We start from the raw sequence: 14,532 nt of genomic DNA on the forward strand, positions 1-14,532 counted from the left end.
GTCAGACCGCCGCGCGCGCCGGCTCGCTCAGGGGAGCGGGCGAGTGATCGCCGCGCATGCGCTTGACCACCAGTTCGGCCGAGATGAGGCACATCGGCAGGCCGATCCCCGGCAGCACCGAGGTGCCCGCGTAGTAGAGGCCGTCCACCTTGCGGGAGCGGTTCTTCGGGCGAAAGATCGCGCTCTGCCCGAGGGTGTGCGCGAGGCCGAGGGAGTTGCCGTGCCACGCGTGCAAGTCGGTCGCGAAGTCCTCGGGGGCGATGGTCTTGCGCACCACAATCCGTTCGGCCAGGTCGGGCACGCCCGTCCACTCCGCGATCTGCGCGATGACCCGGTCCGCCGCCTGCTCGATGCGGGGGTCGCCGGCGCCGTTCACGCCGCCGCGACCGCTCACGGGGTCCGCCGGGACGGGGACGAGCACGAAGAGGTTCTCGTGCCCGGCCGGGGCGACGGAGGTGTCGGAGGCGCTGGGGCGGCAGATGTAGATGGATGCCGGATCGGGGATGCGCTTGTTCTCGCCGAAGATGGCGTCGAAGTTCGTGTGCCAGTCGTCGGTGAACAGCAGCGTGTGGTGGGTCAGCTGGGGCAGCTCGCCCTCAACGCCGAGGAGGAGCAGCAGGGCGCCCGGGCTGGGCACGCGGTTGCGCCACCACTTCTCCGGGTACTGGCGGTCCGGGGCCTCGAGGAGGTCGTTCTCGGTGTGGTGCAGGTCGGCGCCGGAGACGACGGCGTCCGCCGAGATCACGCGTCCGTCCGCCAGGCGCACGCCGCGCGCCGCGCCGCTCTCGGTGAGGATCGCCTCCACGGGCGTCCCGGTCTCGATGCGCACGCCGCGCTCGCGGGCGAGCCGCTCGATGGCCTTGATGATCTCGGTGAAGCCGCCGCGCGGGTAGAGCACGCCGTCGCCGAGGTCGAGGTGGCTCATGAGGTGGTAGAGGCTCGGGACCTCGAAGGGCGAGCCGCCGAGGAACACGGACGGGTAGGCGAGGATCTGCTGCAGCCGGGTGTTCTGGAACGAGCCGGTGACCCGCTTCCACAGCGTGCGCGTCAGCAGCGGGATGAGCGTGGGGAGGCGCTTGACGAGCGCGGGGTCGCGCAGGCCCTGCGACGACGAGTACGGGTCGTAGAGGAACTTCGAGGTGGACAGCTCGTAGGCGTCCTTCGCGGAGTCGAGATACGCCTCGACCGCGTCGCCGGAGCCGGGCTCGTGCTCCTCGAAGAGCGCGCGGACGGCGTCGCGGCCGGAGACGACGTCGATGGGGTCGCCCTTTCCCGGAGGACCGTAGACGCGGTAGGCGGGGTCCAGACGCACGAGGTCGAGCTGCTCGGCCGCACTGGTGCCCAGCAGCCGGAAGAAGTGGTCGAACACCTCGGGCATGAGGTACCAGCTGGGACCGGTGTCGAAGCGGAAGCCGTCGGCCTCCCACGAGCCCGCGCGCCCGCCGAGCTGGTCACGGGCCTCGAAGAGCTGCACGTCGTGCCCCTCGTCGGCGAGGAGCGCGGCGGTGCCGAGCCCGGCGATCCCGCCGCCGACGACGACGATGCGCTGGGAGGTCATGTGTGGGCCCCTTTCGGTGGGCGTCCGAGGAATGCGCGAGCGGCCAGGGTCGCCTTGACGCCGTCGGGAACGCGCACGCGCGGCGCGCCCGGGGCGGTGCGGCGCAGGCGCCGCGACAGTTCGGCGAAGAGGTCGTGGGCGGCCGTCACCGCGCGCCGGCAGTCCGGCGGCAGGAAGGGCACCGTGGCCGCCGCGGCGGCGAGGTCGGCGTCGATGCGGTCGAGCACCTCGATGCGCCGGTCGTCGCCGGCGGCTCCGTCCAGGTAGTCGCGACCCAGGCGGGCGGCGTCGTCGTCGAGGTCGCGCAGGAAGTTCACGTCCTGGAACGCCCGCCCGAGGCGGCGCGCGCCGTCGACGAGGTCCGCGGCCGGGAGGGCGGCGGCGGACATCCCCGCGTTGAGGAAGACCTGCAGGCACATGAGGCCCACGACCTCCGCGGAGCCGAAGACGTACGCGTCATGGGAGGCGTCGTCGTGCGCCGTGGTGTCCAGGTCCGTGCGCATCGAGGCGAAGAAGGGGGCGATGAGGTCGTCGCCGATGCCGCACTCGCGGGCCGTGCGGGCGAACGCGTGCACGACGAGGTTCGCGCTGAACCCCGTGGCGATGGCATCCCGGACCTCCTCCTCGAGCCCGTCGAGCACCGCGCGTTCGCGCTCGGGCGTCAGACCGGCGTCGTGGGCGGGACCGTCGACGATCTCGTCGGCGACGCGCACGAGCGCGTAGATGTTCCGGACGTGCGGACGCGGGCGCGGGCCGAGCAGACGGCAGGCGAGGGCGAACGACGTGGAGTACCGGTGGATGACGGCGGCGGCGGCGTCGTCGGCGGTGCGGGAGTACAGTGCGAGGCCGGTGGGGGCGAGGCTCACGGCACGCGCTCCTGCACCGCGTCGACGAGCTCGAGCAGCATGTCCTGCGAGGCGGCCGGGAGCGTCGAGGCGGTGACGATGGCGCGGGCCTCGTCGAGGGTCTCGCACACGAGCTCCTCGAGCCGGATCCGGGCGCCCGAGTCCGACAGCGCCCGCTGGGCGGCGCGGATCGCGACCGGGCCGGTGTGCGCCTGGGCGAGGGCCTCGCTGACCTCGGGCCAGCTCTCGGTCTCGCGGGCCAGGACGATCAGGTGCGTCCTCTTCGCCTCGCGCAGGTCGCAGCCCTCGTCCTTGCCGGATGCGGCTGCGGTGCCGAACGCGCCGATGAGGTCGTCGACGAGCTGGTACGCCAGTCCGAGCCGCTGGCCGAACCGCTGCAGGGCGCAGCGCTGCGGCGTCCCGGCGCCGGCGAGCACGGCACCGGCCTCGAGCGGGGCCGAGAACGAGTACACGGCCGTCTTGTCGTGGGTCGTGCGCAGCACGGTGTCGGCATCCACGTCCCCGGCGACGACGGCGTTCTCGACGTCGGCGAGCTCTCCGGCCGCGGAGACCAGGACGGCGTCCTCGACGAGGTCGAGCAGCTCCGCGCGGACGGCGCCCGGGACGTCGGCGACGGCGACGAGACGCCCGGCCTCGTGCAGCAGCAGGTCCCCGGCCAGGATGCCGGCGGCGTCGCCGAGCAGGGCGGAGCCGGGCGCGTCGGCGCCGCGGGACAGCCCGCGGCTGCGGAACTCCCCACCGACGTTGGGGACGCCCCGCCGCTCGGTGTCGTGATCGATGACGTCGTCGTGCACGACGAACGCGGTGTGCAGCAGCTCGAAGGCCGCGGCGACGTCGTAGAGGCCCGCGCGCGCCGTCTCCGGACCCTCGAGGGTCTCGAACGCGGCGACGACGAGCAGCGGACGGAAGCGCTTGCCTCCCTGCGCGGCGCGGCGGATCGCGGATGCCAGGGCCCCGGCGCCGTCGCCCTGGGCGGCGAGCCGTCGGTCGAGGCGGGCCAGGGCCCGGTCGATGGCGTCGTCGACACCGGCGCGGGCGGTGGAGGTCGAGGCGAGGGAGATCATGACGCTCGTCGGATCTGCGCGGGCGGGGCGGCGTCGAACAGGTGAAGCTGCTGGGCCTGGAGGACCAACCAGGGGCTGAAAGCCCACGGGGTCGCCTCGAGGGATGCCGCGAGGTCGGCGGGGTCGACCCAGCGGTACTCGGCGACCTCGGAGGGGTTCGGCCGCGGCTCGTCGTCGGTGCGCGCGATGTACACCGGGCAGATCTCGTGCTCGACGATGCCGCTGGCGTCGACCGCGCGGTAGCGGAAGAGCGGCAGCGCCAGCTCGAGGTCGCGGACGCGCAGACCGACCTCGAACTCCGCGCGACGATGCACCGCGGAGAGGACCGGCTCGGCGGGCTGCGGGTGTCCGCAGAAGGAGTTCGTCCACACGCCGGGCCATGTCTTCTTGTCCAGCGCGCGCCGTGTGACGAGCACCTGGCCTTCGCTGTTGAGCACATGGCACGAGAACGCGAGGTGCAGGGCCGTGTCGGTGCCGTGCACGCTGCTCTTCGGAGCCGTGCCGATCTCGTGGCCGAGGTCGTCCAGAAGCACGACATACTCGGTCTCGCTCATCGTGCCTCCAGTTTGCTAGTTTAGCTAGCGATGTGAGCCCGACTATACCCACAGCGAAAGGGGGTGTCCACTATGGCAAAAGCCCCTGTGCCCTCTGGTACGCGCAGCGAGGTGACCCGCGCTCTCCGGGCGATCCGGTCCCTCAGCGACGCCTTCGACCGCATGCACAGCGGGATGAAGGGCGACATGGACATGAACGCCAGCGACCTGGCGACCCTCCGCATGCTGATCATCCGCGAGCAGCGGGGCGAGACCGTCAGCCCGCACGGCGTCGCCACTCACTTGCGCATCTCGACCGCCTCGACGACGAAGCTGCTCGACCGCCTCGAGAAGTCCGGACACCTCGAACGCCGGCCGCATCCGTCGGACGGTCGCGCCCGCGTCGTCGTCCTCACGGACAAGTCCCGGACCGAGTTCTTCCGGCACTTCGGCGGTCACCTCAGCCTGATGCGCGACGTCGCGCAGCGGTACGACGACGCCGAGCTGGCGACGATCGCGTCGTTCCTGGACGAGCTGACGGACGCCATCGTCGCGACCGACTGAGGTGCTGCGTCGGCGGCCCCGCCGTCAGGGCCGGTCGACGGGCCCGCGGGCGACGCGGACGCCCACGTCGTCGTAGCCGTCGCGCGGCGGGCCCCCGCGCCGGGTCGCGGCGCGGACGAGAGCCGGGGGATCGGCCCATCCGCCGCCGCGGAACACGCGCGCGTCCCCGATCTGCGCGTCGACGAAGTCCCAGCACCACTCGTTGACGTTGCCGAGGGCGTCGAACAGGCCGTGGAGGTTCGGCAGCCGCCCGCCGACGTCGACGGGGCCGCGCAGGCCGTCCGCGGCCGTCCAGGCGACGTCCGCGAGCGGGCCGTACGCGGGGCCGGTGGCCCCGGCGCGGCACGCGTACTCCCACTCGTCCTCGGTGGGGAGGCGGAACCCGTCGGCCTCGGCATCCCAGTCCACCTCCTCGCCGTCGAAGCGGTAGACCGGGTCGAGCCCCTCCCACTCGGACAGCGCGTTGCACAGGCGGATCGCCCGGAACCAGCTCACCTCGACGGCGGGATGCCGCGGATGCCGCACGGGCACCCCGAGGAGCTCCGCCCGCTGCTCCTCGGTGAGCGGGTAGACCGCCATCTCGAACGCCCCGACGGCGATCTCGCGCCGCTCCGGACCGCGCTGGTCACCGCGCAGGACGCTCCCCGCGGGGATGACGGCCATCTCCACATCGGTCACGCGAGCTCGACCATCCACAGGTCGCTGTCACCGGTGATGAACAGGCGCTTCTCGTCGGCGTCGAAGGTGCAGTTGCTCACGACGTGGGGCGTCGGGATGACGCCGAGTCGGCGCCCGCCGTCGTCGACGATGACGACGCCGGCCTCGCTGGAGATCCAGAGCCACCCGCGGCTGTCCACGGCGAGGCCGTCCGGGATGCCGGCGTCCACGGTCGCGACGGTGACGGGCGCTCCGAGGCGCTCACCGTTCCAGGCGCACCCGACGATGCGGGGCAGGCCGTCCGCCCGCGACTCGGCGACGTAGAGGACGCTCTCGTCGCGGCTGAAGGCCAGGCCGTTGGGCGCGTCGAGGTCGATCATGCGGCGCAGCCCCTCGGCCTCGGTCCACCGGTAGACGCTCGTGTGGTCGAGGGCGGGATCGGCGGGGTACCCCTCCTTGGGGTCGGAGATCCCGTAGGTCGGGTCGGTGAACCAGATCGCGCCGTCGGAGGCCACGACCAGGTCGTTGGGCGAGTTCAGCGGCTTCCCCTCGAACGCGTCGACGAGGACGCGGGTGCCGTCGCCGTCGGTGCGGCTGATCGCGCGGCGACCGTGCTCGGCTTGGACGAGTCGCCCCGCGGCATCCATCGTGTTCCCGTTGGCGAAGTCCGACCGGTCGCGCACGGTCACGATGCTGCCGTCCTCGCGCCACGCGAGGGTGCGGCGCCCGATGACGTCGCTGAAGACGAGGGAGCTCTCCGCGGCCCACCAGGTCGGGCCCTCCGCCCAGGTGGCGTCGGCATACAGCGAGAGCAGGCGCGAGGTCGGCGGGAGCACGGCGGCCAGGCCCTCGTCCCAGACGCGAGGCGGAGCGACGTCGACGGGCTCGGGGGAGCGGGGTCCCTGCAGGACCTGGCCGTCGATCGGGATGCGGGCGTCGTGATGGGGCATGACGTCCATCCAACAGAATACGGCCGGGTGGGCCGAGCGGGTTGACGCCGCCGGTCTCAGCCGAAGGGGTGGGGCGTCGGGGCGCCCGGCGATTCCGTGAACTGCAGGATGAGCTGGTGGCACGGCTCGTCCCCGACGGTGCCGGACAGGTGGCCGGACCGCCCGTCGATCTCGGCGGTGTCGGTGTCCTGCCCGAAGTGGATGTCGCCCGGGCCCATCTCCACGCGCGCGCCGTCCTGGGTCTCGAGGAACCAGCGTCCGCGGAGCGGCACGACCCATTGCGCGTGGGGGGAGGGATGCCACTGGCCCACCCATCCGACCGGGAGCACCGCGAAGGTCACCGACGCGACGTCGCCGGGGAAGGGGCGCATCCACTGCGGATCCGCGCCGCCGCCGACGCTCTGGAGCCCGAAGCCCCGCAGTGCCGACGCGTTCAGGCGGGTCCGGCCGTCGACGTCCGCCCACATGTGGAGGAAGGGCAGGGCGGGCGGGTCGTCCCGGTCGCGTCCGTCGTTGTCCAGAGGGGCGGTGGTCGTCGTGTCCATGCCCCCGAGTCAACACAGCGGCGCGACCCGCCGGCCGCGGCTTGACGCCATCGGGGAAAAGCGGAACGGCGCCGGATTCCTCCGACGCCGTTCCTCATCTGTTGCGGGGACAGGATTTGAACCTGCGACCTCTGGGTTATGAGCCCAGCGAGCTACCGAGCTGCTCCACCCCGCGGCACAAGAGATCACGTTACCAGCCGTTCACGTGGCGGTCGAATCGTCGTGGCATCCCGGGGGTGTCGCTGCGCCGAGGGGACAGGCGCCGGCGTTCCCCGGGAGCGGTCTCCGAAGCGGTCCGGGAAAAGCGGAACGGCGCCGGATCTCTCCGACGCCGTTCCTCATCTGTTGCGGGGACAGGATTTGAACCTGCGACCTCTGGGTTATGAGCCCAGCGAGCTACCGAACTGCTCCACCCCGCGGCACAAGGGAAAACATTACCAGGCGCGGGGCCGGATGGCGAACCGGCGTTGAGGAGAGCCGGTCCGCGGCGGGATGATGCCGGGATGTCGGACCCCGCGAAGACGACCCGGACGGGTCGTGCCCCCGCCCCCGCACCTGCCTCCGCTCTCGCGCCCGATGGCGAGGACGGGTGCGCCTCCCCGGCGGGCGACGACCGCGACGACGGCCGCCCCGAGACGCCCGCGCAGCGCGCGGACCGCAATTGGAACGACGTCCTCCAGGAGCTGCGGGTGCTGCAGACGGGCACCCAGATCCTCACCGGGTTCCTGCTCGCCCTGGCGTTCCAGCCCGCGTTCTCCGACCTGTCCGACGGGCAGCGGACGGTCTATCTCATCCTCATCGCGCTCTCGGCGCTCAGCGCCGTCGTGGCTCTCGCCCCCGTGGCCCTTCACCGCGCGGTGTTCCAGCGGGGCGTGAAGCCCGACGTCGTCCGCTTCGGGCACGGCTGCCTCCGGGCCGCGCTCGCCCTGGTCTCGTTGCTGCTGACCGGCGTCGTCGGCTTCGTCTTCGACGTCGTGCTCGACGTGCGGGGCGGGATCGCCGGGGCGATGGTCCTCGGGGCGGTGATCCTCGTACTGTGGGTGGCGGTGCCGGTGCTCGTGCGCCGCCGCAGCGGAGGAAGGAAGCAGGGATGACCCACGACAGCGTCGGAGTGGCGGTCGCGCAGTTCGCCCCCGCGGCATCCACGTCCGCCAATCTCGACGTCATCGGCGGTCTCGCCCGGACCGCGGCCGGCCGCGGCGCCCGGGTCGTGGTCTTCCCCGAGTACTCGAGCTACTTCGTCGACCCCTTCGACGCCTCGCTCGCCGCGAACGCCGAAGACGTCGACGGGCCCTTCGTGACGGCCCTCGTCGCCCTGGCCGCGGAGCTGGACGTCGTCCTGGTCGCGGGTCTGCTCGAGCGCGCGGACGACGGCCGGCGGGTGCGCAACACCGTCGTGACGGTCGGGGCGGGCGGCATCCAGGCCGTGTATCGCAAGCTCCACCTCTACGACGCCTTCGGTCAGCGGGAGTCGGACTGGATCCAGCCGGGGGAGATCGCCCCGCCCGAGACCTTCGTCGTCGACGGTCTGCGCTTCGGCCTCATGACCTGTTACGACCTGCGGTTCCCCGAGGTCGCCCGCACCCTCGCCGACGCGGGCACGGATGTCGTGCTCGTCCCGGCCGAGTGGGTGCGCGGGCCGCTCAAGGAGCACCACTGGCGGACGCTGCTGCAGGCGCGCGCCATCGAGAACACGATGTTCGTCGCCGCCGCGGACCACCCGCCGCCCCTCGGTGTCGGGCACTCGCTCGTCGTCGACCCGCAGGGCGTCGTCGTCGCCACGGTGGGGACGACGACCGACGTCGCCGTCGCGCACCTGGATGCCGAGGCGGTGGCGCGCGTGCGACGGGTGAACCCCGCGCTGGAGCTGCGCCGCTTCCGGGTCACTCCGCGCTGACCGCCGCGCGCCCGCTGCGGAATCGGATCGCCGCGGCGGAATCGGACCGATGGTCCCGGGCCGTCCGAATCCGGCGCCGCCGTCCGATTCCGCGACGGCCGCCCCCGGGGCTCAGCCCATCCCGGCCAGCCGGGCGGACGCCTCCGACAGCACCTCGACCCTCTTGCAGGCCGCGAACCGCACGAGGGTGGCGTAGCGGTCCCGGTGCTCCGGCACGACGAAGGCGGTGATCGGGATGCCGACCACCCCGGCGCGCGCCGGGAGCTCACGGCAGAACGCGTCCGCGTCCGTGACGCCGAGGGGAGCGGCATCCACGACCGTGAAGTAGGAGCCGCCCGGCGTCGAGACGTCGAACCCCGCCGCGCGCAGGCCGGTGCCGAGGAGGGCGCTCTTCGCGGCCATCGTGGACGCGACCGACGCGAAGAACTCGTCCGGCATCCGCAGCCCCGCCGCGATCGCCGACTGGAACGGCGTCGGCCCGACGTAGGTGAGGAACTGCTTCACCGCCATCACCGCGGAGACGAGCGCGGCGGGGCCGGTCACCCACCCGGTCTTCCACCCCGTCAGCGAGAACGTCTTGCCCGCGGACGAGATCGACAGCGTCCGGTCCGACGCCCCCGGCAGCGTGGCGAGAGGGACGTGCGGCCCGTCGAAGACGAGATGCTCGTACACCTCGTCGGTGACGATGATCGCCTCGTGACGCTCGGCGAGGCGCACGATCTCGTCCTGCACGGCGCGGGTGAAGACCGTCCCCGTGGGGTTGTGCGGATCGTTGACGAGGATGACCCGCGTCCGATCCGAGACGACGGATGCCAGGACGTCCAGGTCCGGCTGGAAGTCCGGCCACGCGAGGGGCACGGGGACCAGCTTCGCCCCGGCGAGCGCGACGCACGCGGCGTAGGAGTCGTAGAAGGGCTCGAAGACGACGACCTCGTCGTCGGGGCCGTCGATGAGCGCGAGGAGGGTGGCCGCGAGGGCCTCGGTCGCTCCCACGGTGATGAGGGCCTCGCGGGCGGGATCGACCGTGAGGCCGTAGAACCGCTGCTGGTGCTCGGCGACGGCGTCGAGCAGGTCGGGCACGCCGCGCCCCGGCGCGTACTGGTTCGCCCCCTCCGCGATCGCGCGGCGGGCGGCATCCCGGACGACCTCGGGGCCGTCCTCGTCGGGGAACCCCTGGCCGAGGTTGATGGCCCCGGTGGCCGCGGCGAGCGCGCTCATCTCGGCGAAGATCGTGGGGACGGCCTCCCCGTCGGGGGTGATGAGGCCGGCGCCCGCGGCGGTGCGGCGCCACGCGCCGGGGGGAATGTGCATGATGCGCGTCCTGCTCGCGTGAGGGATCGGAGTCCTCTCACCGTAGCCGTGGATCTGCTGGACGTCCGGATGCCGCCGGAATGGCATTCGACGGGCGCCCCTTACACCCATAGACGCGCCTCACCCGTGGCATAGATAACGCACAGGGTGCGGGGTCACTGTAGAAGCGCCTGGAAGAAGGAGCATCGCATGAGCGACAACACGGACGACCGTCCCGAGGGTTCCCACAACGCCTCCACCCCTGACGCCGGCGCCGCGCACGGCGCGACGTCGCCGTCGCCGCAGCCCGACCGCGCCCCCCTCGACGCCGCCGCCGGTGCCGACGCCGGCCGCCCCCCGCTGCCGACCCGGTCGCCCGCCGCCGCGGCCGCCGCGTGGCCCCCGCCGCAGTCCGGCGACCACCGCACCCCTGCCGGTGCCGCCGCGGTCGGCGGAGCCAGCGGTGCCGCCTTCGGTCCCGCCGCGACCGACGCGCACGGTCTGCACCCGACCCTCACCCTCCCGGAGTCGTCCACGACGGCGCCGCGCAAGAAGAGCGGCGTCCCCAAGGTCGCGGCGCTCGTCCTCGCGGCCGCGCTCGTCGGCGGCGGCGCGGGTCTCGGCGGCACGTACGCCGGGCTGCAGCTGTGGGGCGGCTCGAGCGCCTCCTCGCCCGCCGGGGCGACCGCCGTCACTGTGAACAACCCCGACAGCGTGAACGCGACCACGGCGATCGCCAGCAAGGTCGTGCCGAGCGTCGTCACGATCAGCGCGACCGGCTCCACCGGCGCGGGCACCGGGTCGGGCGTCGTGCTCAACTCGGACGGCTACGTGCTGACCAACACGCACGTGGTCACCCTCGACGGGCAGTCCGGCAACACCCGCCTGTCGGTCACCACCTCGGACGGCCGGGTGTTCGCCGCGACGCTGGTCGGCACCGACCCCACCTACGACCTCGCCGTCATCAAGCTCGAGAACGCCTCGGGTCTCACCCCGATCGAGTGGGCGGACTCGTCCGACCTGAACGTCGGCGACACCACGGTCGCCGTCGGCGCCCCGCTCGGCCTGTCGAACACCGTCACGACGGGGATCGTCAGCGCCCTGAACCGGTCCATCCAGGTCGCCTCCTCGGCCGCGCCGAGCGACGGCTCCGACGAGAGCGAGGGCGGGCAGGGCGGCCAGGAGAGCCCGTTCTTCTTCGACTTCGGGCAGGGCCAGCAGCAGTCGCAGTCGACCGAGACGATCAAGATCGCGGTCATCCAGACCGACGCGGCGATCAACCCCGGCAACTCCGGCGGTGCGCTCGTGGACGACCAGGGTCGCCTCATCGGCATCAACGTGGCCATCGCCTCCGCGGGCGGCTCCTCCTCGTCGTCGGGTCAGTCCGGCTCGATCGGCGTGGGGTTCGCGATCCCGTCGGACGTGGCCAAGCGCGTCTCCAGCGAAATCATCGAGAACGGCTCCGCCACCCACGGCCTGCTCGGCGCGTCCGTTCAGGACAGCACCTCCGTCCAGGGCGCGACCATCACCGGTGCGTACGTCGCCGAGGTGAGCCCGGGCGGCGCGGCCGCCGGCGGCGGCCTGCAGACCGGCGACATCATCACCGCCTTCAACGGGGTGCCCGTCGCCAGCTCGGTCGACCTGACCGCGCAGGTGCGCGCGCTCGCCGCGGGGGCGACCGCCCAGGTGACGTACGTCCGCAACGGGCAGGACCGCACCGCCGAGGTCACCCTCGGCTCGCTGAACGGCTGACGCCGCCGCTCCCTCACCCGGCTCGGAGGACGCCGCCCCGCGATAGGCTCGCGGGGTGGCGTCCTTCTCGTTCGGTTCCGGGAACGCCCACAAGCTCCTCCGCATCCCGCTGTATCTGGCCGGGCGGGTCCTGACCGCCGTCGTGCCGCGGTCGCGGCGCAGCTGGGTCTTCGGCTGCGCGGTCGGCATCGCCGACGGTGCCGCGGAGCTGTGGCGCGTCGCCGCCGCCCACGGCGAGGACGCGACCTGGCTCGTCGGCGATGACGGGCAGGCGAGGGATGCCACGGCGCGGGGGATCCGCTGGGCCCGGAAGGACTCGCTGCGCGGTCTGTGGCTGACCGCTCGCGCGCGCGTCGTCGTCGTGACGCACGGCTTCGGCGACGTCAACCGCTATGCGGTGGCGGGAGCGACGATCGTGCAGCTCTGGCACGGCATCCCGCTCAAGCGCATCGGCCTCGACTCGGCCGAGACGACCCGGAGTGCGCTGCTGCCGCGTTCGCGCGTCGTCCCGCGGCTGCTCGCCGCCCTCTATCACGGCACCACCCGCCGCATCGCGGTGCTGCCCGCCGCGTCCCACCTCGTGCGCGGCCGCCTCGAGTCGGCTTTCGGCCTCACCCACGCCGCCGTCCCCGTGACGGGGGAGCCGCGCGTCGACGTGCTCTCACGCGGAACCGCGTCCGACCGCCGCGCCGCCGCGCGTGAGCGCCTGACCGCGGCCGTCGGACCCGTCGGGGAGCGCCCCGTCGTGCTGTACGCCCCGACCTGGCGCGACGGCGACGTCGACCCGGCCGTCCCGGACGCGACCGAGTGGGGCGGCATCCGGGATCTCCTCGACCGACGCGACGCGGTCCTCCTCATCCGCTCGCACCCGCTCGGGGCGGGGGACTACCGCCCGCCGGTGCCGACCGACCGTGTCCGGATGCTGGGCAGCGACCTCGTCGCCGATGTGACCCCTCTCCTGCCCGGTCTCGACGTGCTCGTCACGGACTACTCGTCCCTCGCCTTCGACGCGGCGCTCGTGCCGCTGCCGGTGCTGTTCCTCGCGCCCGATCTCGAGGCCTACCGCGCGCGCCGGGGGCTCTACGGCCGGTACGCCGATGTGGCCGGCGACGATCCGGCCCGCGACTGGACGCAGACCCTGCGGCAGCTGGATGCCGTCCTCGACGAGCCGGGGCCGAGGACGGAGGCGTCGCGACAGCGGAGCCGGACCGTCCACGCGCACCGCGACGGGCGCAACACCGAGCGGGTGTACGCACACGTGCGGGCGCTGCTCGACGCCGGCGGACGCCCCGCCCGGGCGGGGTCTCCGCTCGGGACGGACCCCGGCGGAGCCCCGCCGCCCCCCACGGAAGGACGACGATGACCGAGGCCCGATTCATCGAGGACGGCGAGGTCGCCGCGTTCGAGCTGAGCGGCACCGGTCCGCGGCCCGCCGCCGTCGAGCTCGTCGGTCGCCGCGCGCGCGTGACGGCCCGCCTGCACGGCCGGGGCCGGACCTGGCGCGCCGTCCTCCCGCTGCGCGCCTCCCGATGGGGCGGGCCGGACCTGCCCCTGCCGACGGGGGAGTACCGCCTGTGGATCGACGCGGGCGAGGCCGACGACACCGGCCTCCCCGGCACCACGATCGGGACGACGCAGCTGCCCGGCGTCCGCGCCTCGTGGGACGGCGCCCGCCTCCACGTGGGCCCGCCGGTGGACCCCGCCTACGACTCCGGTGAGGGGCAGGCCGCCCTGGAGCGCCGGTACGCCACCGGCCGCGGTCCGCTCGAGAACGCGGTGTTCTTCGAGTCCTTCTACGGGCGCAACGCCAGCTGCAACCCGCTGGCCATCGACCGCGAGCTGGCGCGGGTCGCGCCCGCCGTCACCCGCTACTGGAGCGTCGTCGACCTGTCGGTCGAGGTGCCCGCCGGGGCGATCGCGGTCGTCGAGGGCAGTCCCGAGTGGTGGCGCGCCCGCGGGTCGTCCCGCCTGCTGGTGGTCAACGACTGGCTCCGCCGCCGCTTCGCCCGTCGGCCCGGCCAGCGGGTGCTGCAGACCTGGCACGGCACGCCGCTGAAGAGACTCGCGCTTCACCGTCCGGGCTTCGATCCGCGCCGCGCGGTGGCCGTGGTCCGCGAGGCGCGGCGCTGGAACGTGCTCCTGGCCCAGAACCCCTACGCCGCCCGCATCCTGACGAAGGCGTACGCCTTCCTCCGCCGGCCCGTGTGGGTCGAGGGGTATCCGCGGAACGACGTGCTCCGGACGGACGACGGACGCGCCACCCGCGCGGCCCTCGGGATCGCCGACGGGGAACGCGTCGTCCTGTACGCCCCGACGTGGCGCGACGATCGTGAGCGGATCGTCGACTTCGTCGATCCCGCCGCCCTCGCGCGCGACGTGGACGCGGTCGTGCTCGTCCGCGGCCACTCCCGGACCCTCCTGCCCGGCGAGGACGCCCGCGGCCCGCGGGTGGTCGACGTCACCGGCTTCCCCGACACGGCGCGGCTGCTCGCCGCCGCGGATGCCCTCGTCACCGACTACTCGTCGGTGATGTTCGACTTCAGCGTCACGGGCAAGCCGATGTACTTCCTCGTGCCCGACCTCGAGCACTACCGGGGCGAGCTGCGCGGGTTCTACTTCGACCTCGTTGACGCCGTCCCGGGACCGGTCGTCCGGACGCAGGACGAGCTGACGCGCGCCCTGACCGAGGTGGATCCGGCGATCTTCGCGGAGCGGTACGAGCGCTGGCGCAGCGTCTTCAACGCCCGTGACGACGGGCGAGCGGCCGAACGGGTCGTCGCGCGCATCCTCGACCAGGGGTTCCTCGACCGGGACTGACGCTCCGCCGCCCCGCGGTCCGCTGCTCCCGGACAGGGC

General features: G+C 73.4%; 14 protein-coding genes and 2 tRNA genes. 6 read left to right on the top strand and 10 right to left on the bottom strand.

What is annotated here, in order from left to right; translation table 11 throughout:
• Position 1: 1 nt before the first annotated feature.
• Genes crtI through idi form a run of 4 tightly spaced genes read right to left on the bottom strand, consistent with a single transcriptional unit; the run spans position 2 to position 4,042 of the window.
• Positions 2–1,558, bottom strand: a complete 1,557-nt coding sequence (gene crtI / locus MRBLMI1_RS02140; RefSeq protein ID WP_367726496.1) for a phytoene desaturase family protein — start codon at positions 1,556–1,558, stop codon at positions 2–4.
• Positions 1,555–2,424 carry a phytoene/squalene synthase family protein gene (locus MRBLMI1_RS02145; protein WP_367726497.1) on the bottom strand — a complete coding sequence of 290 codons (870 nt, stop codon included), beginning with the start codon at positions 2,422–2,424 and terminating at the stop codon, positions 1,555–1,557. Before MRBLMI1_RS02145 ends, crtI begins: the two co-directional genes overlap by 4 nt.
• Positions 2,421–3,488, bottom strand: coding sequence for a polyprenyl synthetase family protein (locus tag MRBLMI1_RS02150; RefSeq protein ID WP_367726498.1), 1,068 nt, complete (start codon positions 3,486–3,488; stop codon positions 2,421–2,423). Before MRBLMI1_RS02150 ends, MRBLMI1_RS02145 begins: the two co-directional genes overlap by 4 nt.
• Positions 3,485–4,042 (bottom strand): isopentenyl-diphosphate Delta-isomerase, encoded by a 558-nt coding sequence (gene idi, locus MRBLMI1_RS02155; protein ID WP_367726499.1) that lies wholly within the window; start codon positions 4,040–4,042, stop codon positions 3,485–3,487. The genes MRBLMI1_RS02150 and idi overlap by 4 nt, the downstream gene beginning before the upstream one ends.
• Positions 4,043–4,153: 111 nt before the next feature.
• Between idi and MRBLMI1_RS02160 the strand changes: the two genes are divergently transcribed.
• A complete protein-coding gene (locus MRBLMI1_RS02160; RefSeq protein WP_367726500.1) occupies positions 4,154–4,585 on the top strand; it encodes a MarR family winged helix-turn-helix transcriptional regulator in 432 nt (143 codons plus the stop codon).
• A gap of 24 nt (positions 4,586–4,609) precedes the next feature.
• Here MRBLMI1_RS02160 and MRBLMI1_RS02165 read toward each other — a convergent pair whose 3' ends face one another.
• From MRBLMI1_RS02165 to MRBLMI1_RS02185, 5 genes are all read right to left on the bottom strand, one after another.
• Positions 4,610–5,263 carry a formylglycine-generating enzyme family protein gene (locus MRBLMI1_RS02165; protein ID WP_367726501.1) on the bottom strand — a complete coding sequence of 218 codons (654 nt, stop codon included), beginning with the start codon at positions 5,261–5,263 and terminating at the stop codon, positions 4,610–4,612.
• Positions 5,260–6,192 carry an SMP-30/gluconolactonase/LRE family protein gene (locus MRBLMI1_RS02170; protein ID WP_367726502.1) on the bottom strand — a complete coding sequence of 311 codons (933 nt, stop codon included), beginning with the start codon at positions 6,190–6,192 and terminating at the stop codon, positions 5,260–5,262. The genes MRBLMI1_RS02165 and MRBLMI1_RS02170 overlap by 4 nt, the downstream gene beginning before the upstream one ends.
• A 56-nt stretch (positions 6,193–6,248) precedes the next feature.
• The gene (locus MRBLMI1_RS02175; protein WP_367726503.1) at positions 6,249–6,737 is read right to left on the bottom strand and encodes a hypothetical protein; all 489 of its coding nucleotides are present in this window, start codon (positions 6,735–6,737) and stop codon (positions 6,249–6,251) included.
• 101 nt (positions 6,738–6,838) lie between these two features.
• Positions 6,839–6,912 (bottom strand) — tRNA-Met (locus MRBLMI1_RS02180).
• Between the two features lie 170 nt (positions 6,913–7,082).
• Positions 7,083–7,156, bottom strand: a tRNA-Met gene (locus tag MRBLMI1_RS02185).
• Between the two features lie 84 nt (positions 7,157–7,240).
• Here MRBLMI1_RS02185 and MRBLMI1_RS02190 point away from each other — a divergent pair.
• The gene (locus tag MRBLMI1_RS02190; RefSeq protein WP_367726504.1) at positions 7,241–7,831 is read left to right on the top strand and encodes a DUF6328 family protein; all 591 of its coding nucleotides are present in this window, start codon (positions 7,241–7,243) and stop codon (positions 7,829–7,831) included.
• Positions 7,828–8,634: a carbon-nitrogen hydrolase family protein gene (locus MRBLMI1_RS02195; RefSeq protein ID WP_367726505.1), complete on the top strand. Its 807-nt coding sequence runs from the start codon at positions 7,828–7,830 to the stop codon at positions 8,632–8,634. Before MRBLMI1_RS02190 ends, MRBLMI1_RS02195 begins: the two co-directional genes overlap by 4 nt.
• A gap of 111 nt (positions 8,635–8,745) precedes the next feature.
• Here MRBLMI1_RS02195 and MRBLMI1_RS02200 read toward each other — a convergent pair whose 3' ends face one another.
• Positions 8,746–9,945 (bottom strand): aminotransferase class I/II-fold pyridoxal phosphate-dependent enzyme, encoded by a 1,200-nt coding sequence (locus MRBLMI1_RS02200; RefSeq protein WP_367726506.1) that lies wholly within the window; start codon positions 9,943–9,945, stop codon positions 8,746–8,748.
• A 189-nt stretch (positions 9,946–10,134) separates the two neighbouring features.
• On the opposite strand from MRBLMI1_RS02200, the gene MRBLMI1_RS02205 reads away from it, so the two are divergent.
• From MRBLMI1_RS02205 to MRBLMI1_RS02215, 3 genes are read left to right on the top strand one after another with little or no spacing between them, the layout of a single operon-like run.
• Positions 10,135–11,676: a S1C family serine protease gene (locus MRBLMI1_RS02205; protein WP_367726507.1), complete on the top strand. Its 1,542-nt coding sequence runs from the start codon at positions 10,135–10,137 to the stop codon at positions 11,674–11,676.
• A gap of 55 nt (positions 11,677–11,731) precedes the next feature.
• On the top strand, positions 11,732–13,039 hold the full coding sequence (locus MRBLMI1_RS02210; protein WP_367726508.1) for a CDP-glycerol glycerophosphotransferase family protein: 1,308 nt from the start codon (positions 11,732–11,734) through the stop codon (positions 13,037–13,039).
• Positions 13,036–14,493 carry a CDP-glycerol glycerophosphotransferase family protein gene (locus MRBLMI1_RS02215; protein ID WP_367726509.1) on the top strand — a complete coding sequence of 486 codons (1,458 nt, stop codon included), beginning with the start codon at positions 13,036–13,038 and terminating at the stop codon, positions 14,491–14,493. Before MRBLMI1_RS02210 ends, MRBLMI1_RS02215 begins: the two co-directional genes overlap by 4 nt.
• The last annotated feature ends 39 nt before the right edge of the window (positions 14,494–14,532 follow it).

The sequence above is a fragment of the Microbacterium sp. LMI1-1-1.1 genome (genome assembly GCF_040815675.1).
In the GTDB taxonomy this organism is placed as follows: domain Bacteria; phylum Actinomycetota; class Actinomycetes; order Actinomycetales; family Microbacteriaceae; genus Microbacterium.